We start from the raw sequence: 21247 nt of genomic DNA on the forward strand, positions 1-21247 counted from the left end.
CCATTATTGATATAAATGGCACGCGACATAATGACCTTCTTTTACTTCAGTCCATTCGGGCTTTTTCACTTTGCATGGTTCAAAGCACGCAGGACATCTCGTATGAAAAGCACATCCTTTAGGCGGATCAGACGGACTCGGAAGATCGCCCTTTAAAACAATCTGTTCTTTAACTGCCTCAGGATCCGGCAGAGGCACGGCTGAGAGCAGCGCTTTTGTATAAGGATGCAATGGTTCAGCGTACACCCTCTCGCTGTCTGCAAGCTCTACTAAACTTCCCAAATACATCACTCCAAGCCTGTCGCTGATGTGGCGAACGACTCCAAGGTCATGGGAAATGAAAATATACGTTAAGGAAAATTCCTTTTGCAGGTCTTTTAATAGATTCAGAATTTGAGATTGAATGGATACATCAAGAGCCGAAACGGGTTCATCTGCAATGATCAGCTTCGGATTCGTCATCAGTGCTCTTGCAATCCCAATTCTTTGGCGCTGTCCTCCGCTGAACTGATGGGGATACCTTTTGCCGTATGCTTCATCAAGACCGACAATTTTCAGCATCGTTTTTACTTTTTGCCTGCGCTGCTCCTTGTTTCCTATTTTATGTACGATAAGCGGCTCTTCAAGAATACGCTCAACCGTCATTCTCGGATTCAGCGATGCATAAGGGTCCTGAAAGACCATCTGCAGCTCCCGTCTCATCTTTCTCATCTCTTTTGGAGACTTGGTGAGCAGCTGTTCTTCCTGAAAAGAAACCGAACCTTCTGTAGCCTCAATCAGTTTCAGCAGAAGCCGTCCCATAGTTGACTTCCCGCAGCCGGATTCACCGACGATTCCAAGTGTTTCTCCTTCATATACTTCAAAAGACAAATCATTTACTGCCTTGACCGCACCGACTTTTCTGCCAAACACGCCGCCATTGATCGGAAAATGCTTTGACAGCTTATCCACTTTAAGCAAAGGCTTCGTCATGCTGAATTGCCTCCTCTCGTGCCAGAAAGCATCTTGATTGATGGGAATTCTCTAACTTGTACAGCGGCGGTGCATCATTCAGGCACTCAGCCATTGCATACTCACAGCGGCCTGCAAACAGACATCCCTGCTGAACAGTGCCAGGGCGCGGCACCTGCCCTGAAATGGAATATAATCTGTCATTTTTATGCCGGATATCCGGAACTGATTTCATAAGCCCTTTTGTGTAAGGATGCTTAGGATTTTTAAAAATCGTTTTGACGCTTCCCTCTTCCACGACTTGTCCTGCATACATGACCATGACGCGGTCGCACATTTCCGCTACTACACCAAGATCATGTGTGATAAAAACAATGGACGTTTCAAGCTTTTGATTGAGGTCTTTCATTAATTTCAATATTTGTGCTTGAATTGTTACATCCAGTGCAGTTGTCGGCTCATCAGCAATCAGTACCTTAGGGTCACAAATCATTGCCATCGCAATCATGACACGCTGCCTCATACCTCCTGAGAGCTGATGGGGATATTCCCCGTATAACTCCTCAGGTCTCGGCAGTCCGACCAGTTTCAGAATTTGAATAACTCTGTCCTTTGCCTGTTTTTTAGTCAAATTCTGATGAACACGGAGAGACTCTTCAAGCTGGTTGCCTATTTTAAATAATGGATTAAGTGAGGTCATTGGCTCCTGAAAGACCATCGCAATTTCATTTCCGCGCATTTTTCGGAGTGATTTTTCATTCAGCTTCAGAAGATCCTTTCCTTGAAACAATACTTCCCCTGTAAGCTTAGATGTTTTCTTTGGCAATAACCCCATAATCGAAAGCGAAGTCACACTTTTTCCGCATCCCGATTCTCCTACGATTCCTAAAACTTCTCCCTTATGTACGTCAAAGCGAATGGAGTCTACAACTCGCGTTTCTTCTTTGCTTTGCATAAATGTGATGCTTAAATCTCTGATTTCCAGTATTTTTTCCCGTGACAGACCGCTCACCCCCTGCTCGAGGATACTCTTTTACCAACACCTAAAAAACATATGATGCCGGATCATCCTCTATGCTCTCTCCTGATATTTCTGTAAGATACTATTCAAAGTACAAAAAAATTGGATATGTACAAATTATAGACTAAAAATTCTAAATATTAAAATAGTTCTTTGTACCTAAATAGTTTTATTGCATTACTTTAATAAAGTGATTATGTTAATTAAACTCGTGGCTTTTTAATCATAAAAAATAAGCAATCCAGAAAGGATTGCTTATTTTTACTTATTATGGAATTCATTTTGCCTAAAAAAGTGATTTTATTATGATAGAAAAACATGGTCTAATCTAATTGCTGAATTTGGAAGAGAGAATAATAATGGCCTTGTTTCTCCATTAGTTCGGCATGAGTTCCCTGTTCTGCAATTTTTCCGTTTTCTACGACTACAATTTTATCAGCATGTGTAATGGTTGAAAGACGATGAGCTACGATAAATGTCGTCCGGTCCAGAGCAAGCTTCTCAAGCGCTTCCTGTATGAGGTGCTCGCTTTCTAAATCAAGAGCAGACGTTGCTTCATCAAGAACAAGAATAGGCGGATTCTTTAAGAACACTCTTGCAATCGCAAGTCTTTGTTTTTGACCCCCGGAAAGTTTAACGCCGCGTTCACCGACTTTCGTATCATAGCCTTCAGGAAAGCCTAAAATGAAGTCATGCGCATTTGCTGCTCTTGCCGCTTCAAATACTTCCTCATCCGTTGCTCCTGGCTTGCCGATCAGAATATTTTCTTTGACGGACTGGCTGAATAAAAATGTATCCTGCATCACCATGCCAATTTGATCTCTCAGGCTTTGAGCGCGATAGTCTCTTATATCTGTTCCATCAAGAAGAATGCGTCCTTCAGAAACATCGTAAAAACGCGGAATTAAGCTGATGAAAGTCGATTTTCCGCCCCCGCTCATTCCTACTAAAGCAACCGTTTCCCCTCTGTTCACTTTTAACGAGACATGATCGAGGATCATCGGTTCTTTCTCCTCATATTTGAACGACACTTCTTCAAATTCAATTGTCCCATTTACCGCCTTTGCTTCGATAGCATTGGGTTTGTCCGTAATATCATACTTTTCATCAATCAATTCAAACACACGGTCCATCGATGCCAGGGCCTGAGTAAGAGTAGTTGATGAAGTAACCAGACGTCTTAGCGGATTATACAGCTGATCAATATAGGCAATAAATGCTACCATTGTCCCGACTGTCATGTTCCCATGAATAACCTGATAGGCTGCAAATGATATAACAAGCAGCGGGGCAACATCCGTAATGGTATTCACAACGGCAAACGTCTTCGCATTCCAGCTTGTATGATCGAGCGCTTTCGTTAAAAAGTTATGATTTTCTTTATCAAATTCAGCCTGCTCATGATCTTCAATGGCAAAACTGCGGATTACAGGCATCCCCTGTACCCGCTCATGAAGATGTCCTTGAACCTGTGCCAATGCTTGAGAGCGGACTCTGGTCAGATGTCTCAGTTTCCCGTAAAAGTATTTAACCGAAAAGCCGTAAAGAGGAAACAGAATAATGGAAACAAGCGTAAGCTTGATATCCATAGTAAACATGATGATGACTGCAATCACGATTGTAAACATATCCAGCCATACGTTCATCAGACCGGTGATGACAAAGTTTTTTGTTTGTTCGACATCGTTAATGATCCGGGAGATAATTTCTCCCGCTCTTGTGTTTGCGTAGTAGCGGAGACTGAGCTTTTGCAGATGGGTAAACAGGCTGTCCCTTATATCATAAAGGATCTTGCTCCCTGTCCATTGTGCAAAATATTGACGGTAATATTCAATTGGCGGTCTGACGATTAGGAAGATGGCAAACATGATTCCCATGATTGTCAGCAGCTTTGCCGTTTTTTCATCTGCTGACATTTTTCCGCCTAATATATCATCGACTACATACTTAAGCAGCAGAGGTGTTAATAAAGGAATAGAGAATTTAATAATTCCGATAAGGATTGTTCCTGCAATTTGCAATTTATAAGGTTTGACGAATTTCATATAACGCTTTACTGAACTCAAGGGCCTTGTCTCCCCCTTTCTTTTTCTATTTTGCGCACAGCAGATCATCTCATACGTGCCGGGGCCTCACCTATATCACTAACTAAGTAAATCCCGGCAAAAAGAATAAGCCTGTTTATCAAACAGGCTTTCAGGTTAAGCATCCCCGAATCTGCTATCTATGTGCTGTTCTTCAGGAAGTGTAAATTGACAACAAATCATTTTACATGTGTTAAATAACGTTCATACCACTCATCGATAAATTCAGCTGAAAACGGCCCTTTTTGCTGTCTGATCCATCGCAGCAGTTTTTCAAGGTTGCTCTTCAAAATCAAATCGATGACATCAGGATAATTCATTTTTTTACGGTGATATTCGTATTCATCTTCATCTAAGATGATATAGGTCATATCAGGAAAAATTTTAACATCAAGGTCATAATCTATGTATTTCAGCGCTTCATCGTCCCAAGCGAATGGCGAGCTTATGTTGCAATAATAATATATGCCGTCTTCCCGGATCATCCCTATTACGTTAAACCAGTACTTTGTATGAAAGTAACAAATCGCAGGTTCACGGGTAATCCATGTGCGGCCATCAGATTCTGTCACAACTGTACGGTCATTTCCGCCGATAATACAATGCTGACTAGCCTTTAATACGGTTGTTTCATCCCAAATTCGGTGAATATGCCCATCATGTTTGTAACTATGAATTTGTATGTTATCTCCTTCCTTGGGAAATCCCATTTTACTCCCCTACTTTCCGTATCGCCGCTTTGCTGAAAGGGCAAAGGTCTTCAATAATTTGTTTTTACTATTATACCGTTTGCAGGAAAAAAAAGAAAATAAAAGAGCCGCCCTGAGGTTTTGGCAGACTCTTAAGAAAACCTATTTATTTATGTAACGGCTCCGCAGCCTGATATGAACGGATGACCTCTTCTGTCTGCTTTTCAAACACCTTCTGAATCATATGCAGCTCATCCTTCATAAAATGAATCTCAGACTCAATCTCCTTGCATTGTATTTCATCAGGAAGATTGTTCAGCTGCTCTTTTAACTCCTGGCATCTCTCAATTTCGGACTGCAGGCTCAGCAGCTTCTCCATCGTCTGGAGCTGATTGCCGACTAATTGATCAAATTCTTTCAATCTAATGACACCTCTCTCTTCCGTCCTGGTGATTTGTACACGTATTATTTCTTCTCTATTAATGAATTTCCTTTGACTTAATATGTTGAGGAATAAGAGGTTTTGTCGCCTTACAGCACATTGAAATTCCTGATTTTGGTTTGTATCGGTTAAAATGAGGGAAACGTTAAACAGTCTGAATTTTCCCAATAATACTAAGGCGGTGCACGTTCAACTTGAATTCCCTTTTATTTTTTGTCATCACGGTCATCTGGATCGCTGAATTCATCCTTTACCGCAACAGGGGATTCACAGAGGAAGAAACAAAAGAGAAGCGCTCTTACCCCTTTATCTTATTTGTTTTCGCTTCAACGATTTTGAGTGCGGTCTTAATGAAAGAATGGGGGATATTTTACTGGGAAAATACCTTTATTCAATTAATAGGACTCATGCTTTACGCGCTTGGGGTTTTATTAAGATACTGGGGAATCGGCCACCTTCGCCAGCAATTTACAAGGCATGTATCCGTCCGCGTCAGCGACGAGCTTGTTAGCTCAGGTCCATACAGGCGGCTCAGACATCCGCTTTATACCGGGCTTTTGCTGATCATAATCGGGATTTGTCTTTCTCTCGGCAATATTGTCCTTGCAATTGTTGGCGGATCTGCCGGAGCATTCAGCTTAATTCAAAGGATCCGAATTGAAGAAAAAATGCTTATCAAAGCATATGGAGAGGAATACCGGAGCTGGGCAAAAAAAAGATACCGGCTCTTTCCCCCTATTTATTAACCATTAACAGGAGGTGCTGAAATGATCAATCAAAAAAAGAAAGCTATCGTAATCGGAGCCGGGCTTGGAGGAATGTCTGCTGCAATTCGGCTGTCTGCAGATGGATATGATGTGACCGTGCTTGAGAAAAACAGCAATGTTGGAGGAAAATTAAATCGCCGCTCCGGCAAAGGATTCACTTTCGATACAGGCCCTTCTATTTTAACGATGCCCTGGGTGCTCGAGCAGCTTTTCAGAAGTGTAAACAGGCACTTGGAAGACTACATAACGGTTGAACGGGTAGAGCCGCAATGGCGCACGTTTTTTGAAGACGGCACAAAAATTGATGTTTCAAGCGACCTTCCGACAATGATAGCAGAAATGGCAAAGGTATCTAAGGAACCCCATGGCAACCTGAGCGGCCTTCTTTCCTACAGTGAAAAAATGTATGATCTTTGTTTAAAAAGTTTTTATAAATTCAGCCTTGAAGATTTAAAGGATTTGAAGAAACATCATACTCTGAAGGATTTAATGGCAATGGATCCCCTCAGCACCGTAGCAGACGGAACTGAAAAGCACCTGGACAGCAAGCATCTGCAGCAGCTGTTCAATTTCTTCGTAATGTATGTGGGATCTAACCCTTATTCTGCACCTGCCATTCTTAATCAGCTGATTTATGTGCAGCTCGGTCTTGGCATTCACTATGTAAAAGGCGGCATGTACGGAATTGCTGAAGGGATGCAGAAGTTAATGGATGAGCTTAGAATTGAAGTCAAAACCAATACCCCTGTAGCGTGCCTGGAGCTGGAAGGAAAAACTGTTAAAGGCGTCATGACGGAGAATGGGGATGTTTATCATGCAGATGTCGTTATTTCGAATTTAGAGGCAATCCCTGCATACCGCCATCTTGCTCCTTCAACCGGAGAAGTTAAAAAAGAAATTAAAAAATTGGGCAAAACCTTTATTCCAAGTGTTTCCGGCTTAGTGCTGCTGCTTGGGACAGACCGCAAATTTGATGATTTGAAGCATCATAATTTCTTTTTCTCCGAGGATCCGGAAAAAGAATTTCAGCAAATATTCGATCAGGGCGTGCCGGCTGATGACCCGACGATTTATATCGGTATTTCTTCAAGATCTGACGCAAGCCAAGCTCCGGAAGGAAAAGACAACCTGTTCGTCCTTACCCACGTCCCTCCTCTAAAGGAAGGAGCTAAAACAAGCTTTGATTGGGAAGAGTACCGGGAACTTGTCTTAAACAAACTTGAACGCATGGGCATGAAAGACTTGCGGAAATCAATTGAATTTGAGTACCGCTTCACTCCAGAGGACCTTGAGGAGCTGTATGGACCAAATGGCGGTTCTATTTACGGGGTTGCTTCTGACAAAAAGAAAAACAGCGGATTTAAAATTCCAGCAAAGAGCGATATTTATGAAGGCTTGTATTTTGTGGGCGGATCGACTCACCCAGGGGGCGGAGTTCCGATGGTTACATTGTCAGGCCAGCTTACAGCTGATCTGATCAAGAAGAATGAGCTTGCTTCTGTGAAATAGGAGATTTTGTGCACTGGATGCCGTGTTGCCTTTAGAGGTGATGCGGTGTTTTTTTGTGAGTTAAAATGTTTTCGGGGTACGATTTGCTCGGTTGCTAAAATCAAGATTGGGACACTTTAGACTGACCCGCTCTTTTGGGAAGTGCTCCAAACTCACGATTAGATCACTTTAGGCTGACTCGCTCTTTTGTGAAGTGTTCCAAACTCACGATTAGATTACTTTAGATTGACTCGCTCTTTTGGGAAGTGTTCCAAACTCACGATTAGATCACTTTAGATTGACTCGCTCTTTTGGGAAGTGTTCTAACCTCCAGATTAGATCACTTTAGACTGACTCGCTCTTTCGTGAAGTGTTCCAACCTCACGTTTAGATCACTTTAGACTGACTCTCTCTTTCGTAAAGTGTTCCAAACTCACGATTAGATCACTTTAGACTGACTCTCTCTTTCGTGAAGTGTTCCAACCTCCAGATTAGAACACTTTAGGCTGACTCGCTCTTTCGTAAAGTGTTCCAAACTCACGATTAGATCACTTTGTCCTGCCCCGCTCTTGCGTGAAGTGTTCTAAACTCACGATTAGATCACTTTGTCCTGCCCCGCTCTTGCGTGAAGTGTTCCAAACTCACGATTAGATCACTTTAGCCTGATCCGCTCTTTCGTGAAGTGCTCCAAACTCACGATTAGATCACTTTGCCCTGACCCGCTCTTTTGGGAAGTGTTCTAACCTCCAGATTAGAACACTTTAGACTGACTCTCTCTTTCGTGAAGTGTTCCAACCTCCAGATTAGAACACTTTAGACTGACTCTCTCTTTTGAGAAGTGTTCCAAACTCACGATTAGATCACTTTAGATTGACTCGCTCTTTTGGGAAGTGTTCTAACCTCCAGATTAGATCACTTTAGACTGACTCGCTCTTTCGTGAAGTGTTCCAACCTCACGTTTAGATCACTTTAGACTGACTCGCTCTTGCGTAAAGTGTTCCAAACTCACGATTAGATCACTTTAGGCTGACTCGCTCTTTTGTGAAGTGTTCCAAACTCACGATTAGATTACTTTAGATTGACTCGCTCTTTTGGGAAGTGTTCCAAACTCACGATTAGATCACTTTAGATTGACTCGCTCTTTTGGGAAGTGTTCTAACCTCCAGATTAGAACACTTTAGACTGACTCTCTCTTTCGTGAAGTGTTCCAACCTCCAGATTAGAACACTTTAGACTTACTCTCTCTTTTGGGAAGTGTTCCAAACTCACGATTAGATCACTTTGCCCTGACCCGCTCTTTTGGGAAGTGTTCTAACCTCCAGATTAGAACACTTTAGACTGACTCTCTCTTTCGTGAAGTGTTCCAAACTCCAGATTAGAACACTTTAGACTTACTCTCTCTTTTGGGAAGTGTTCCAAACTCACGATTAGATCACTTTAGACTGACTCTCTCTTTCATAAAGTGTTCCAAACTCACGATTAGAACACTTTGTCCTGCCCGCTCTTGCGTAAAGTGTTCCAAACTCACGATTAGATCACTTTGTCCCCTCTTCCCCTTCTGAAAAGTGCTCTTAAACACATTAGAACACTGTACCACCTGCGCTTTTACCACATATAAAAAAGACACCTCTCCACACAAGGGAGAAGTGTCTCTTTTCGTTTTTTAAACAGTTTAATTATGAGTTTTGGTTCTTTTTAGCTTCAGCTTGCTGGTTGTATTTCTTTACGTGTTGAGCATCTGTTTCGCTAGCGAACTCAGCTCCGTATTGTTGTTGACCTTGCGCAGCTTGAGCGTTTTGTTGTTTCACGTGTTGTACGCTAGTGCCAGATTGAGTTTTGTTTGGTTGTTGTTGATTGTTTGCCATGTTTATCACCTCCACGAAATTTATCATGTCCCGGAGGTGAAATTAATATCCAAAGGTTTTTAAATTTTTTTGATTTTCAGCCCTATGACAGCCGCTGATTTTACATCAGAAGAGAACGTCCGCCATCGACGATGATAGTCTGTCCTCTAATCATGGATGCCTGGTCTGAAACGAGAAATTCAACTGCGTCAACCATATCTTCCATATCCACCATGCGGCCTGCAGGTGTCATTCTTCTCGCATCCGCAAGCAGTTCTTCCCGGTTTGGAAAATGCTTCAGTGCTTCTGTATCAACAGCTCCTCCTGAAACAGCATTGACAACAATGTTTTTAGATGCAAGCTCGACTGCCAAGTAACGTGTCAAAGATTCAAGTGCAGCCTTCGATACTCCAACTGTTGTGTAATTTTCAAGAACGCGGATTGAACCTAATGAACTGATGCTGACAATCGTTCCGCCGCCATTTTTCTCCATTCTCTTTGCCGCTTCCTGAGCGCAGAATAAAAGGGCCTTGCTGTTGATATCCATTGTCCAGTCCCAGTGGCTTTCTTCAAGCTCCATTAAAGGTCTTAATACCCCTGATGCAGCATTGTTTACAAATATATCTAAACGGCCGAAGGTTTCATCTATCTCGGTAAACATGTCTTTAATCTTTTCAGGTTTTCCTACGTTTGCTTTTACTACAAGGGCCTTTACGCCAAGCGCTTCAATTTCTTCCGCTGTTTGAAGGGCCGCACCTTTGCTTCTGGCATAATTGATGACAATATTGTACCCCTGCTTAGCAAGACGGAGAGCGATTGCTTTCCCTATTCCCCTGCTGCTTCCTGTAATTAGAGCTGTTTTGTTCTGGTTCATTTTTACATCTCCTTATTTGCTGTTAATCGTATAGTTGCTTTTATTGTATCAAACAATAGGACAAGCGAGTAGTAGAGGAGGATTGCTTATGTATGTAGGCCGTGATATGACTGAATTATCCATGATGTCCATCCACGAGTGGAAGGACAGTGAATTAGCTTACTTCCATCATGGACTTCAGCAAATGATGCCATACTTAAACGCCGAAGGACAAACGATACACCGTGAGATTATTCAGGAAATCGAAGAACGCGGCGGTTTAAATCGCAATGAAGCTGATTACACACATGGGACTAAAATAAGCTATGACTAATTAGAAAAGCGGAAGCGCCCGTTTAGCTCCGACAGACAGATAAGAAATCACCGGAAAAGGCCGGTTTTGCCTTTTTCGGTGATTTTGTTCTGGCCGAGGGGCTAGGAGGCGGAGCTAGACAATACTGAAAAGCGGAAGCGTCCGTTTAGCTCCGACAGACAGATAAGGATCCGGCTGAAAAGGCGCTTTTTGCCTTTACAGACGGAGAAGTTCTGGCCGAGGAGTTGGGCGTTGTAGCTAGACACAACTGCGCAAAATTTCATCTTATCTCATCTCTAAAAATCAGCCGGAATCGTTTAGTGTATTTTAAACTTAGTGAGAAAGGAAGCAATCTCAGAAAAATGAGCCCGAAACTTTAAAAGTTTCTACTCTTCATTCGTCTGCAGTGACATCTGATAGATCTTCTGATGTGAAACAGGAAATGCGTATCTCTGCATTTCAGTTTCTGTTACTTTTACAAGATGTTTATAGCTGCTGCCGGGCTTCAGCTGACCAGCGTAGACGGAAATGTTCCAGACTAAATGTGAAAATACATGCTGAATGGTGCCTGTCAGCGGCTCCAGCTCAGCTTCTGTCTCATATTCTTCACGAAGAAAAGTAACAAGCTGCTCTTTTTGTGAGACGATGTCTATGTTTGTTTCACAGTTTGGGAATTCCCATAAATTAGCGAGCAGACCAGATGAATTGCGCTTATGAATGTAGTAATGGCCCTCTTCATCTTTCAGGACTGCAGCTGCCATTGTCACTTGCTTGGGCTTTTTCTTTTTGCTTTTGACAGGGAGCTCCCTTTGCACTCCTTCATGGAACGCTTGGCAATGCTCTCTCACAGGACACATCAGACAGGACGGGGACGTTGGCGTACAGATGATTGCGCCAAGTTCCATTAATGCCTGATTAAATTCTGAAGGCTGCTCCTTCGAAATGACCTCATATAGAATGTTTTCAAAAATCGTACGTGTTTTAGGCTTTGCGATGTCTTCCCAGATTGAAAGAATACGCGACATCACTCTCATCACATTTCCATCCACTGCAGGCTCAGGCACGTTATAGGCAATGCTCAAAATAGCTCCTTTTGTATAAGGACCCACGCCTTTTAATTTACTGATCTCCCCTGGTGTATTCGGTACGATTCCGCCATAGCTGCTCACAACTTCTTTAACCGCCGAATGCAGGTTGCGGACTCTCGAATAATAGCCGAGCCCCTCCCACGCTTTCAGAACATCTTCTTCATCAGCCTCAGCCAAGGCTTCAAGCGTCGGGAATTTTTCTGTGAAGGCAAGAAAATACGGGATGACTGTATCTACTCTTGTTTGCTGAAGCATAATTTCAGACACCCAAATTTTATAAGGATCCTGATTAAGTCTCCAGGGCAGATCTCTTTTCTCAAGCAAATACCAGGAGATTAAATCTTTTCTAAAACCTACTATATTTAACGAATGTAAATTTTTATCAATTGAATCGAGCATATTTAAATATCCTCCGCATGTTATTTTTATAGGAAATTTGGGAAAATAAATGGTAGGCTTTCCGCTTGAGTTAAACAAAGGATAGATTTTTGCGCTTTCCTGTGGTTTTACCTGAGCTAAACGGGATTTTGCGCTTATCTTAGTTCAACTAAAAAATCATACAGCATTCGCCGCAAATTAAAAAGGGGCAGGCATGCCTTTTCACAAAAACCATAAAAATCAGTAATGTATCCTATAAATTAAAGGGATGGGAAAACCTTATTTCATCATATGATTGTGACAGGAGGTTTTAATGAGTGGATACAGGCACACATGTTGTGATGGGGATTGCTCTCGGCGGACTTGCAACACTTGATCCGGCCGTTGGCGCAGATCCTGTGACTGCACAGGCCGTTATGATCGGAGCCATCGCAGGGTCTCAGGCGCCGGATCTTGATACCGTATTAAAGTTCAGAAACAACGCTAAATATATACGCAATCACCGGGGCATCACTCACTCGATACCCGCTGTAATTCTTTGGTCCGTGCTGATTACTGCTTTATTGTACTGGATCTTTCCGGGAGCTGACTTGCTGCATTTAGCTATATGGACCTCAGTCGCTGTCGTTCTTCATGTATTTGTTGATATTTTCAATGCATACGGAACCCAGGCACTGCGTCCATTTTCACAAAAGTGGATCGCCCTTGGCATGATCAATACCTTTGATCCCTTTTTGTTCCTTATTTATTCAGCAGGCATTGTCGTATGGATATTTGGAGCACCGGCCGGCTACACATTTTTAACAGTGTTTATTGTTGCGTTCGGGTATTACATTCTTCGCTTCATCATGAAAAGAAGGATTGTCCATAAAATTCACAAAAAATATGGCGATGTTGAAAAAATCATTATTTCTCCAACGATGAGATTCAGAAGATGGCGCATCGCGATTATTTCAAAAAACCATTATTATGTTGGAAGATCACACAATGATGAACTGACCATCCTTGATGAATATGACCGTGTTCCCGTGCCTCAAACGGAAATCATTCAGGCTGCGGAACAGGATGAAAACATTTCCGCATTCCTGTCTTTTTCACCCGTTTACAGGTGGGAGGTTGATGAATATACAGACCATTACGAGGTGAAATTCATTGACTTGCGCTACCGGAGTAAAGGCCATTATCCCTTTGTTGCCATCGTTCAGCTCGATCAGGATTTAAACATCGTAAGTTCGTATACAGGCTGGATATTCAGTGAGGAAAAGCTCAGAAAGAAATTGGATTTATTGCCTGAGTAAAAAACTTGGCTACATTGCAGCCAAGTTTTTTAATGCAGCAAATGATCTTCATCATTCAGCAAATGCTTATATTTAGGGTTTGTTGCTAAAAATTCATGCAAATGCTCACCGTAGTTGGTGATCCACTGCGTCACAATTTTCTCTGTGACATTTTTGCCGCGGTATTTTTCGCCGGCCCTGGCGTAGGTTGCTTCAAAATCCTCCCAAAGAAGTTCTATCCAGGTCCGGGCTTTTTCATAGCTTAAGGACGGATTTTTTTCCATCAGCAATTTGGTTAAACGTTCATAATAAGTTTCCATTTTTCATCACCTCGAGGCATTGATTCACTGCTTATAGTTTTAGCTCCAGCATCACATACTATAAATACGCTTCAGTAATTGAAGCTATTTTAAACCCATTGGAGGTCATACGCATGCGGAACAAAGCAAAAGACTTTCCGATTCAATCCAGCAATAAGTTCGAGGGTGAACCTAGAGCAAAAGACGATTTCGCCTCAAAACGGGCAAATGGGACAATCAACACGAACCCGCAGGAAAGAATGAGAGCTTCAGGCGAACGCAATGATATTGGTTCTTGATTTTGCACAAATTTTGCGGAGGTGCTTATAATGGGTTCAAACCATAAAAAGTTCTACAACAACAGAAGTGCAAATCCGTTTCAGCAGCCTTGGGCCAATCCTAAGCATGCACATGCTCAGGTTAATGGACAGACACAGCAAACCCAAGACTTGATTATATTAGAAGCTCAAACAAGAAAAAGATCTTAGCTTTTCAAGGTATAACGAATCATGCTGAATGATCCAGGTTCAGTGTGGTTCGTTTTCATTCTTTTTTTGTCCGAGCATTGAAATAGGAAGACCTTCTTCTTCATTTGGAGTTTGCAGACGATTTCCCCAGGCAAATACTCCATTCATGTAGGAGATTTTAAAAAATGTTCCTGGCGCCCCTTCTATTTCATAGATCTCTCCCGGCAAAAAGCTGTCCGGATTCAGCAAATAGGCTTGTGCCATTGTAATTTTCCGGTCTAATACAGCGAATTCATTTATCATTCCCAATTGTTCCGCTTTACGGGCTTTCTCACGCAGCAGGGCAATTTCTGTTTTTAATTCATATTCAGACAGAGTGCTGTAGCGTTTTGTCTGCAAGATGATCATCCTTTCGCATTTCAGTCAATTAAGTATAGAATAAAAGTATGATTCAGAAGGAGTGAGCCAATGTCAGCTATCGTTATTACAGGAGCCGGTTCAGGGCTGGGGCGAGCACTCGCTCTTCAGTACAGCAAAGATTATAATGAAATCATTTTAATCGGGAGAAATCATGAACGGCTTCAGCAAACAAAAGATATCCTGCAGCAAACGCGGGAGCTTGAAGTGTCTACATATACCGTGAACATCCAAAATCAAAATGAAGTTGAATCATTATGCACATCATTGTTCACAAAGCATGATGCAGCTGCCCTTATCAATAATGCTGGTGTAGGCCACTTTGGCCCTGTCACTTCATTATCAGCTGATGAAATCAGTGAAATGCTCGACACAAATGTAAAAGGCACCATTTTATTATCTCAGGCTTTTATTAAAGAGTTTCAGAAAAAAGGAAAAGGCAAAATTTTAAACATCATCTCAACCGCCGGACTGCGCGGCAAGGTGAACGAAAGTGTATATGTTGCATCTAAGTTCGCCGTCAGAGGTTTTACAGAAAGTCTTGCAAAAGAGCTGGGCGGAACTGCCATTACCATTGCCGGAGCTTACATGGGCGGCATGGATACACCTTTTTGGGACAACAATGATCACATCAAAGATAAATCCCGTCTGAAATCACCGGAAGTTATCGCAGAAAAAATTTATCGTCTTGATGACGGCAGAGCAGAAATCATTGTAGAGTAGGATATCACTCCTGCTCTTCTTCGTTTAAATAGCGATCGATGATTTCGATTGAGAATCCCTTTCTGTATAAAGCCTGCTTCATTTTCATTTTATATTGCGCCTGCGCTCCTTTGGCATACTTCCTTTTCAGTTTTTCTGCCTGAATCACAAGAGAATTCCACTCTTCATCATCATTATTTTCATACATTAATTCTTCTTTTACAATAGAGATGACATCATAACTGAAGCCTTTTCTCATCAGGGTCTGTTCCACTTTTTGCTTAATCTGCACTGTGGAGATCTTCGTTTCTTTAAGGACCACTTTTTCCGCATGGACCATCGCTTGTTCCACTTGATCTTCTTTTGAATACTGCTGCAGTGCTTTTTCAGCATTTTCTTTGCTGATGCCTTTTAAAGAAAGCTCCTGCTTCATCACTCCAGGTCCCTTTCCGCCGGTTTTCCAATGCGTGCGGATATAGGCATCTGCAAACTCTTCATCGTTTACATATTTATAGTGGCGAAGCTGGTGCATCACTTCAGAGACAACAGCTTCCGGGTACTCTTTTTTCAGCAGCATGTCCGCTACTTCTTTTTCTGAACGCATTCTGAACCCTAAATATTCGATTGCTTTATTAAAAGCTTTTTTTACCGAATCTCCATATTGAATTTCAAGGATTTCCATCTCGTCGAGTTCAAGGCCCTTTTTAAGGCCGAATTTCAAAAGAACATTTTGATCGACGCTGAATGCGAATTTATCGCCGCTGCCGTCATTTAAAAACACATTAAAACGCTCTTCACTGCTTTTTTGAGCGGTTATTTTCGTTATAGTTGGCATATTTACACCTCATCCTCATCTTATCATAATTCGCCTTCAGAACATTTAAAAAAGGATTATCAGGGTTTGATTGTTAAATTATAAGGAAAGAGAATAACAAGGAGTGATACGATGAAAATAGCGATTGCTGGCGGAACTGGTTTTGTAGGAAAAAAGCTCACCGACTACCTTTTAGAAAAAGGTAACGAAGTGCTGATTTTAAGCAGAACGAAAAAAGATAGCACGAAATCCGGGCTTAAGTACGTTGAATGGATGACTGAAGAGGCAGCTCCTGAACAGGAATTGGATGGAATAAATGCTTTCATTAACCTTGCAGGAAAATCAATTAATGACCGCTGGACTGAAGAATCAAAAAAGCAGATTGCCCGAAGCCGCGTCAAAACAACTCGTGAAGTCTACAGAATCATTGACAATCTGAAAAAAAAGCCGGAGGTGCTGATAAACGCCAGCGCAGTAGGTATTTACGGGACTTCTGAAGAAGAAACATTTACAGAGGAATCCCGTCCAAATGCAGCAGACTTCCTTTCTGAAACCGTCATCAAATGGGAGAAGGAAGCAGCAAAAATTTCCGAGCTTGGGGTGAGGACGGTATTTACCCGCTTTGGCATTATTTTGGGAGAAAAAGGCGCACTTCCTTCTATTGTACTGCCTTATAAATTATTTGCAGGAGGAACAGTTGGCTCCGGCACACAATGGGTGTCATGGATTCATATAAATGATGTAGTGAAACTTATTGACTTTTTGCTTCATAAAAAAACGATTGAAGGTCCTGTGAATGCAGCATCTCCAAACCCTGTTCAAATGAAGGATTTCGGAAAAACGGTTGCCAAAGTGCTGCACCGTCCTCATTGGATTCCTGCTCCAAGCTTTGCTTTAAAGCTTGCACTCGGGGAAAAAAGCATTCTTGTTCTTGAAGGGCAGCGCGTGATTCCGAAAGTCGCACTTGAAAATCATTTTCAATTTTCACATCCAGTGCTTGAAGAAGCTCTATCTGACATATTAAAATCCACATAAGTACACTCAGAATAGGAGTTTAACATGGATAGCTTTTTATTTAGAAATGCAACAATATACCCCATTACATCAAAAACACTTTATCAATCCGATCTCCTTGTTTCCGAAGGCAAAATTAAGGCGATCGGCAAACATCTGGCTTGCCCTGAAGGAACAAAAATCATTGACTGCTATGAGCAATTTTTGTTCCCCGGCTTTATTGATGTTCATACACATCTCGGTCTTTACGATGAAGGAACAGGCTGGGCAGGGAATGATGCCAATGAAACCATAGAAGTGCTCTCTCCTCACATTCGTGCTCTTGACGGAGTTCATCCACTTGATCAGGGCTTTAAGGATGCAGTTCAATACGGGATTACAACCGTTCATATCATGCCCGGAAGTGCAAATGTGATTGGAGGCACAACATCTGTCATTAAAACTCATGGCGTGAATATTAAGGACATGATCATTGTTGAAACGGCGGCATTAAAAATCGCACTTGGCGAAAATCCAAAACGCATTCACAGTCACGGCAATAAAGATTCCATTACGAGAATGGGCATCATGGGGATGCTCAGAGAAGCTTTTTATAACGCAAAGTGCAGCAAAGAACCGGATGACTTCAGATCGATTTCCATCCGCAAAGTGCTTAATCGGGAAATACCATTGCGCATTCATGCTCACCGTGCAGATGATATCCTCTCAGCGATTCGTTTTGCTGAAGAATTCAATCTTGATTTCCGAATTGAACATTGTACAGAAGGGCACCTGATTGCCGATGAATTCATCGGCAAAAATATTAAGGTGAGCGTAGGTCCAACGCTTACAAGAAGATCCAAGATCGAGCTTAAAAATAAAAGCTGGCTTACTTATCAGGCATTGGCAGACCGAGGCGTTGAAGTTTCCATAACAACAGACCATCCATACACGCCAATTCAGTATTTAAATGTTGTGGCATCCATCGCCGTAAGAGAAGGTTTTGATGAAAAATTGGCCATGGAAGCGATAACGATTACCGCTGCAAAAAACTTATTAATTGACGACCGGGCCGGGAGTCTTGAAATAGGAAAAGATGCTGACATAGTCCTATGGAATCATCACCCATTTCACTACCTCGCAAAGCCCGGCCTGACAATGATTAACGGGGAAATTGTCTTTCAAAAAACCTGAATTTTCCTGCCTGAAACAGGTGCAAATTATGGCATAAAAAAATGTGCTCAAATTCATAAAAAATTAACAAAAAAAATTGTTTCATTTTGAAAAAAAATCGAGTATGATACGAGAGGAAAGAGTAATAAAATAATTACTAAAAACCGAATGATGTAAATGCGTGGGAAGGCAAATGGTGCGCCACCAGTAAACTGGTCCTAGTGGGTTCGATTCCCACCCCGAAATTTTTTTATCTAATTTAAAAAATTTCGAGGGTGGGACTTCAACACGACAAGTCTGTAAGTCTGCCCTCTGGTTGGAGGGATAGCAGATGCTAAAAAAACGTGATATTCAAGACAGTCAGCCGCTCTATGATCAAATGGTTCACCCTGATGTCTTCCCTTTTGTGCGCCACAAAGCAGCATCAATTGAAGAATATCTATTTTTAACAAAACAAACAATTGAAGCAGAAGAGCGCGGGGAATTGATTTCACGTACCATTCTCGATGAATGGGGCTCTCCAATCGGAACCATCAGTTTATTTGATATTCAGGACAATGCCGGGTTTCTTGGAACATGGCTTGGGAAGCCATTTCACGGAAAAGGCTATAACCAGGCTGCAAAAGATGCTTTTTTCAACGAGCTCTTTTTTGAGCTTGACATTGAACGTATTTTTCTCCGGATCCGAAAGAAAAACGTACGCTCAACAAAAGCCGCTGAAAAGCTGCCTTACGTTGTAAATGCGAACGAAACAAGAAAGCCTCTTCTTGACGAAATCAATCAGGGCGAGGATATTTACAACTTATACGAAATTTCAAAAGACCTATATACTTTTTATACGATGCGCACCGCCTCAGAAATGGAAGAACAGCATCTTAAAGAAGCTTAATGATACTAAACCTGCTCAGATGGAATTGAGCAGGTTTTTTTTGTATGAGATTCTTTAAAGATGATAAAAATAGTACTGATACATAAAAGAAAGGGTGAACGAAATGGCAGATAAAAGAAAACGCGAAAAAACCCGCAATTCTTTAAGCGGTGCACAGGAAGTTACCTATTCAAGAGCATTTAAAATGGCTGACCGTGCCGGCGGATACATAAACAGCAAACCGAGTCATTAACTGCCAGCATACCTTCCTCCTGTTCAGATAAAACTAAAAATGAACACATGGTGTTCAAGCTAACTTCAGGGGGGCTAAAAAATGGGCAGAGCTAACAGCCAGCATTCTAGAAGCAAAAGCAAAAATAATTTAGCACAGGTTCCAAAAAACCTTAAAAAAGAATCTGACGGAGTTTATGAAGAATATTCGGCTGAACTCGCAGATCAAGCAGATAAAACGGCTCAGGCAAGAGCAAAAGCTGCTGATGAGCGTCAAGGGAAGTAAGCGATTTAGATACGATTCAGAAAAGGGAGTGCATAATGCACTCTCTTTATTATTTTCTTTTAATGAACTGTGGATAAAATTATCCACAGCCATGTGTATTTTGTGGATAAGATTAATAAGACGCTTATTAATACAGTTAGATAAGAAATTATCAGATTTTTTAATAAAATTGTGGACAACCTGACTTTAAACTGTGGATAATGTGCATAAACCTGTGGAGCCTTTATGTTTTATGGATTTTTATTGTGGATAAATATTTAAAGATTACTGCGCATATTTTCTTTGCTTTTTACAAATTTTAAATATACACCAATGATTGACATCACGATATCAATGAAAGAGCTGCCCGCAGGCAGCTCTTATTTTATTTATAGCACCTCTGACTAAAACCATGTCATGTTTCCTTACATATATAAAGAAATCTAAATTCATTAATAGTAGAATAAGTGAATATTTAAAAAAAATAAACGGGAGAGATGATATTGAAATTACATAACTTGAGAAAAAGCGGTCATGCCCCTTCTCTGTTTGCATCATTTCTTTATTTTGATGTCAGTTTTATGATTTGGGTTTTATTAGGCGCATTAGGTGTTTATATTACAAAGGATTTTGGGCTGTCACCAGCTGAAAAAGGATTAATTGTTGCCATTCCTATTTTAGGAGGATCATTATTCCGGCTCATTTTAGGTATTCTGACTGACCGCATTGGCCCTCGGAAAACAGCAATTGGAGGTATGCTCGTTACAATGATTCCCCTTTTATGGGGATGGTTATCAGGAGAAAGTTTAGCAGAACTTTATATGATTGGAATCTTGCTTGGAGTTGCAGGTGCAAGCTTTGCTGCTGCTCTTCCTATGGCCAGCCGCTGGTACCCGCCGCACCTGCAGGGCCTTGCGATGGGGATAGCAGGAGCCGGCAATAGCGGTACACTTTTTGCAACTTTATTTGGACCGCGTCTTGCAGAATCAATTGGCTGGCATAATGTAATGGGATTAGCCTTAATCCCATTATCTATTGTCTTCGTCATTTATGTGTTAATTGCAAAGGACGCTCCTTCCCAGCCAGCTGCTAAACCTGTCAAAGAGTATTTTAATGTCTTTAAAATGAAGGATACTTGGTATTTCTGTCTGCTTTACAGTGTAACCTTCGGAGGTTTTATAGGTTTTACCAGCTTTTTAAGCATCTATTTTGTGGATGAGTTCGGTTTATCCCGGGTTAGAGCAGGTGATTTTGTTACATTATGTGTGATCGCAGGCAGCTTCTTTCGTCCAGTAGGAGGATTTATTGCAGATAAGATTGGCGGGGTTAAACTTCTATTGTTCCTATTTGTTGGAGTAGCAATCAGCATGTTTGGCGTCAGTGTTTTATCATCTTTTACTGCTGTCATGATTCTGCTGTTTCTCGGCATGCTGTTTCTTGGTATGGGGAATGGAGCCGTCTTTCAGTTAGTTCCACAGCGATTTCCCGAGGAAATTGGTTTTATTACCGGAATTGTAGGGGCAGCTGGCGGTGTAGGAGGATTTTTTGTACCAAACATCCTGGGTACCTTAAAACAAATTACCGGAACATATGATGCTGGATTTGCAGTCTTTTCTGTTGTAGGAATTGCTGCACTGACGATTTTATTATCAGCACAGTTTTCATGGAGAAAGACTTGGGTTATCGGTAAGAAGTCGGTGAAAATTTAGAAATCATTACGCATTTCCTTCTATATTAGAGTTTAGATAATGTCAAAAGGCAGATTCTTCATCCCTCTAACAAATATGTTGGTGAAAATCAAAAAACGCTTAGGAATTTTCCTA

General features: G+C 41.5%; 24 protein-coding genes. 13 read left to right on the plus strand and 11 right to left on the minus strand.

Features of this window, described 5'->3' with window-relative positions; genetic code table 11:
- Positions 1-3: 3 nt before the first annotated feature.
- The 5 genes from E2R53_RS17790 to E2R53_RS17810 all read right to left on the minus strand — a co-directional run bounded on the left by E2R53_RS17790 (position 4) and on the right by E2R53_RS17810 (position 5166).
- A complete protein-coding gene (locus tag E2R53_RS17790; protein ID WP_070879734.1) occupies positions 4-972 on the minus strand; it encodes an ABC transporter ATP-binding protein in 969 nt (322 codons plus the stop codon).
- A complete protein-coding gene (locus tag E2R53_RS17795; protein ID WP_133313377.1) occupies positions 953-1954 on the minus strand; it encodes an ABC transporter ATP-binding protein in 1002 nt (333 codons plus the stop codon). The genes E2R53_RS17790 and E2R53_RS17795 overlap by 20 nt, the downstream gene beginning before the upstream one ends.
- A gap of 341 nt (positions 1955-2295) precedes the next feature.
- A complete protein-coding gene (locus E2R53_RS17800; protein ID WP_435796800.1) occupies positions 2296-4086 on the minus strand; it encodes an ABC transporter ATP-binding protein in 1791 nt (596 codons plus the stop codon).
- A 149-nt stretch (positions 4087-4235) separates the two neighbouring features.
- Positions 4236-4766 carry a nucleoside tri-diphosphate phosphatase gene (ntdP, locus tag E2R53_RS17805; protein WP_133313127.1) on the minus strand — a complete coding sequence of 177 codons (531 nt, stop codon included), beginning with the start codon at positions 4764-4766 and terminating at the stop codon, positions 4236-4238.
- 145 nt (positions 4767-4911) lie between these two features.
- Complete coding sequence (locus E2R53_RS17810) at positions 4912-5166, minus strand: YgaB family protein (RefSeq protein ID WP_133313128.1); 255 nt, start codon at positions 5164-5166, stop codon at positions 4912-4914.
- A 215-nt stretch (positions 5167-5381) separates the two neighbouring features.
- On the opposite strand from E2R53_RS17810, the gene E2R53_RS17815 reads away from it, so the two are divergent.
- Positions 5382-5933 carry a methyltransferase family protein gene (locus E2R53_RS17815; RefSeq protein WP_133313129.1) on the plus strand — a complete coding sequence of 184 codons (552 nt, stop codon included), beginning with the start codon at positions 5382-5384 and terminating at the stop codon, positions 5931-5933.
- A 21-nt stretch (positions 5934-5954) separates the two neighbouring features.
- On the plus strand, positions 5955-7463 hold the full coding sequence (locus tag E2R53_RS17820; protein ID WP_133313130.1) for a phytoene desaturase family protein: 1509 nt from the start codon (positions 5955-5957) through the stop codon (positions 7461-7463).
- Between the two features lie 1655 nt (positions 7464-9118).
- On the opposite strand, the gene E2R53_RS17825 is transcribed toward E2R53_RS17820, so the two are convergent.
- Complete coding sequence (locus E2R53_RS17825; protein WP_133313131.1) at positions 9119-9307, minus strand: gamma-type small acid-soluble spore protein; 189 nt, start codon at positions 9305-9307, stop codon at positions 9119-9121.
- A 100-nt stretch (positions 9308-9407) separates the two neighbouring features.
- The gene (gene fabL, locus E2R53_RS17830; RefSeq protein ID WP_133313132.1) at positions 9408-10160 is read right to left on the minus strand and encodes an enoyl-[acyl-carrier-protein] reductase FabL; all 753 of its coding nucleotides are present in this window, start codon (positions 10158-10160) and stop codon (positions 9408-9410) included.
- A gap of 88 nt (positions 10161-10248) precedes the next feature.
- On the opposite strand from fabL, the gene E2R53_RS17835 reads away from it, so the two are divergent.
- Complete coding sequence (locus tag E2R53_RS17835) at positions 10249-10473, plus strand: hypothetical protein (RefSeq protein ID WP_133313133.1); 225 nt, start codon at positions 10249-10251, stop codon at positions 10471-10473.
- A gap of 365 nt (positions 10474-10838) precedes the next feature.
- Here the strand turns inward: E2R53_RS17835 and mutY are convergent, their stop codons facing one another.
- Entirely contained in the window at positions 10839-11939 is a 1101-nt protein-coding gene (gene mutY / locus E2R53_RS17840) for an A/G-specific adenine glycosylase (RefSeq protein ID WP_133313134.1), read from the minus strand.
- A gap of 296 nt (positions 11940-12235) precedes the next feature.
- Here mutY and E2R53_RS17845 point away from each other — a divergent pair, with 296 nt between their 5' ends.
- A complete protein-coding gene (locus E2R53_RS17845; protein ID WP_133313135.1) occupies positions 12236-13216 on the plus strand; it encodes a metal-dependent hydrolase in 981 nt (326 codons plus the stop codon).
- 29 nt (positions 13217-13245) lie between these two features.
- On the opposite strand, the gene E2R53_RS17850 is transcribed toward E2R53_RS17845, so the two are convergent.
- Positions 13246-13515, minus strand: a complete 270-nt coding sequence (locus E2R53_RS17850; protein WP_133313136.1) for a YfhJ family protein — start codon at positions 13513-13515, stop codon at positions 13246-13248.
- Positions 13516-13628: 113 nt separating this feature from the next.
- On the opposite strand from E2R53_RS17850, the gene E2R53_RS17855 reads away from it, so the two are divergent.
- Positions 13629-13793, plus strand: coding sequence for a small, acid-soluble spore protein K (locus E2R53_RS17855; protein ID WP_070879723.1), 165 nt, complete (start codon positions 13629-13631; stop codon positions 13791-13793).
- A 30-nt stretch (positions 13794-13823) separates the two neighbouring features.
- Entirely contained in the window at positions 13824-13982 is a 159-nt protein-coding gene (locus tag E2R53_RS17860) for a YpzG family protein (RefSeq protein ID WP_083328407.1), read from the plus strand.
- A gap of 39 nt (positions 13983-14021) precedes the next feature.
- Here E2R53_RS17860 and E2R53_RS17865 read toward each other — a convergent pair whose 3' ends face one another.
- Entirely contained in the window at positions 14022-14360 is a 339-nt protein-coding gene (locus E2R53_RS17865; protein WP_133313137.1) for a YfhH family protein, read from the minus strand.
- Positions 14361-14429: 69 nt separating this feature from the next.
- On the opposite strand from E2R53_RS17865, the gene E2R53_RS17870 reads away from it, so the two are divergent.
- The gene (locus tag E2R53_RS17870) at positions 14430-15101 is read left to right on the plus strand and encodes an SDR family NAD(P)-dependent oxidoreductase (protein WP_133313138.1); all 672 of its coding nucleotides are present in this window, start codon (positions 14430-14432) and stop codon (positions 15099-15101) included.
- 4 nt (positions 15102-15105) lie between these two features.
- On the opposite strand, the gene recX is transcribed toward E2R53_RS17870, so the two are convergent.
- Positions 15106-15915 (minus strand): recombination regulator RecX, encoded by an 810-nt coding sequence (gene recX, locus E2R53_RS17875; RefSeq protein WP_133313139.1) that lies wholly within the window; start codon positions 15913-15915, stop codon positions 15106-15108.
- 111 nt (positions 15916-16026) lie between these two features.
- Between recX and E2R53_RS17880 the strand changes: the two genes are divergently transcribed.
- From E2R53_RS17880 to E2R53_RS17905, 6 genes are all read left to right on the plus strand, one after another.
- Positions 16027-16929, plus strand: a complete 903-nt coding sequence (locus tag E2R53_RS17880) for a TIGR01777 family oxidoreductase (RefSeq protein ID WP_133313140.1) — start codon at positions 16027-16029, stop codon at positions 16927-16929.
- A 24-nt stretch (positions 16930-16953) separates the two neighbouring features.
- A complete protein-coding gene (locus E2R53_RS17885) occupies positions 16954-18081 on the plus strand; it encodes an amidohydrolase (protein ID WP_133313141.1) in 1128 nt (375 codons plus the stop codon).
- A 310-nt stretch (positions 18082-18391) separates the two neighbouring features.
- The gene (locus tag E2R53_RS17890; protein WP_133313142.1) at positions 18392-18949 is read left to right on the plus strand and encodes a GNAT family N-acetyltransferase; all 558 of its coding nucleotides are present in this window, start codon (positions 18392-18394) and stop codon (positions 18947-18949) included.
- 103 nt (positions 18950-19052) lie between these two features.
- Positions 19053-19181 (plus strand): YfhE family protein, encoded by a 129-nt coding sequence (locus tag E2R53_RS17895; protein WP_133313143.1) that lies wholly within the window; start codon positions 19053-19055, stop codon positions 19179-19181.
- A gap of 81 nt (positions 19182-19262) precedes the next feature.
- Positions 19263-19445, plus strand: a complete 183-nt coding sequence (locus E2R53_RS17900; RefSeq protein WP_070879716.1) for a YfhD family protein — start codon at positions 19263-19265, stop codon at positions 19443-19445.
- 482 nt (positions 19446-19927) lie between these two features.
- Positions 19928-21133, plus strand: coding sequence for an MFS transporter (locus E2R53_RS17905; RefSeq protein ID WP_133313144.1), 1206 nt, complete (start codon positions 19928-19930; stop codon positions 21131-21133).
- Positions 21134-21247 lie beyond the last annotated feature (114 nt).

Origin of the sequence: Peribacillus frigoritolerans (assembly GCF_004358755.1) — a bacterium.
Taxonomy (GTDB): Bacteria; Bacillota; Bacilli; order Bacillales; family Bacillaceae; genus Bacillus_P.

What these genes read in the sequence shown, in the direction of transcription:
- E2R53_RS17900 (WP_070879716.1), top strand. Translation starts at nt 19,263, where the DNA reads ATGGGCAGAGCTAACAGCCAGCATTCTAGAAGCAAAAGCAAAAATAAT.
- E2R53_RS17835 (WP_133313133.1), top strand. Translation starts at nt 10,249, where the DNA reads ATGTATGTAGGCCGTGATATGACTGAATTATCCATGATGTCCATCCAC.
- ntdP (WP_133313127.1), bottom strand. Translation starts at nt 4,766, where the DNA reads ATGGGATTTCCCAAGGAAGGAGATAACATACAAATTCATAGTTACAAA.
- E2R53_RS17800 (WP_435796800.1), bottom strand. Translation starts at nt 4,086, where the DNA reads ATGATCTGCTGTGCGCAAAATAGAAAAAGAAAGGGGGAGACAAGGCCC.
- E2R53_RS17885 (WP_133313141.1), top strand. Translation starts at nt 16,954, where the DNA reads ATGGATAGCTTTTTATTTAGAAATGCAACAATATACCCCATTACATCA.
- E2R53_RS17890 (WP_133313142.1), top strand. Translation starts at nt 18,392, where the DNA reads ATGCTAAAAAAACGTGATATTCAAGACAGTCAGCCGCTCTATGATCAA.
- mutY (WP_133313134.1), bottom strand. Translation starts at nt 11,939, where the DNA reads ATGCTCGATTCAATTGATAAAAATTTACATTCGTTAAATATAGTAGGT.
- E2R53_RS17860 (WP_083328407.1), top strand. Translation starts at nt 13,824, where the DNA reads ATGGGTTCAAACCATAAAAAGTTCTACAACAACAGAAGTGCAAATCCG.
- fabL (WP_133313132.1), bottom strand. Translation starts at nt 10,160, where the DNA reads ATGAACCAGAACAAAACAGCTCTAATTACAGGAAGCAGCAGGGGAATA.
- E2R53_RS17790 (WP_070879734.1), bottom strand. Translation starts at nt 972, where the DNA reads ATGACGAAGCCTTTGCTTAAAGTGGATAAGCTGTCAAAGCATTTTCCG.
- E2R53_RS17895 (WP_133313143.1), top strand. Translation starts at nt 19,053, where the DNA reads ATGGCAGATAAAAGAAAACGCGAAAAAACCCGCAATTCTTTAAGCGGT.
- E2R53_RS17825 (WP_133313131.1), bottom strand. Translation starts at nt 9,307, where the DNA reads ATGGCAAACAATCAACAACAACCAAACAAAACTCAATCTGGCACTAGC.
- E2R53_RS17820 (WP_133313130.1), top strand. Translation starts at nt 5,955, where the DNA reads ATGATCAATCAAAAAAAGAAAGCTATCGTAATCGGAGCCGGGCTTGGA.
- recX (WP_133313139.1), bottom strand. Translation starts at nt 15,915, where the DNA reads ATGCCAACTATAACGAAAATAACCGCTCAAAAAAGCAGTGAAGAGCGT.
- E2R53_RS17870 (WP_133313138.1), top strand. Translation starts at nt 14,430, where the DNA reads ATGTCAGCTATCGTTATTACAGGAGCCGGTTCAGGGCTGGGGCGAGCA.
- E2R53_RS17880 (WP_133313140.1), top strand. Translation starts at nt 16,027, where the DNA reads ATGAAAATAGCGATTGCTGGCGGAACTGGTTTTGTAGGAAAAAAGCTC.
- E2R53_RS17850 (WP_133313136.1), bottom strand. Translation starts at nt 13,515, where the DNA reads ATGGAAACTTATTATGAACGTTTAACCAAATTGCTGATGGAAAAAAAT.
- E2R53_RS17855 (WP_070879723.1), top strand. Translation starts at nt 13,629, where the DNA reads ATGCGGAACAAAGCAAAAGACTTTCCGATTCAATCCAGCAATAAGTTC.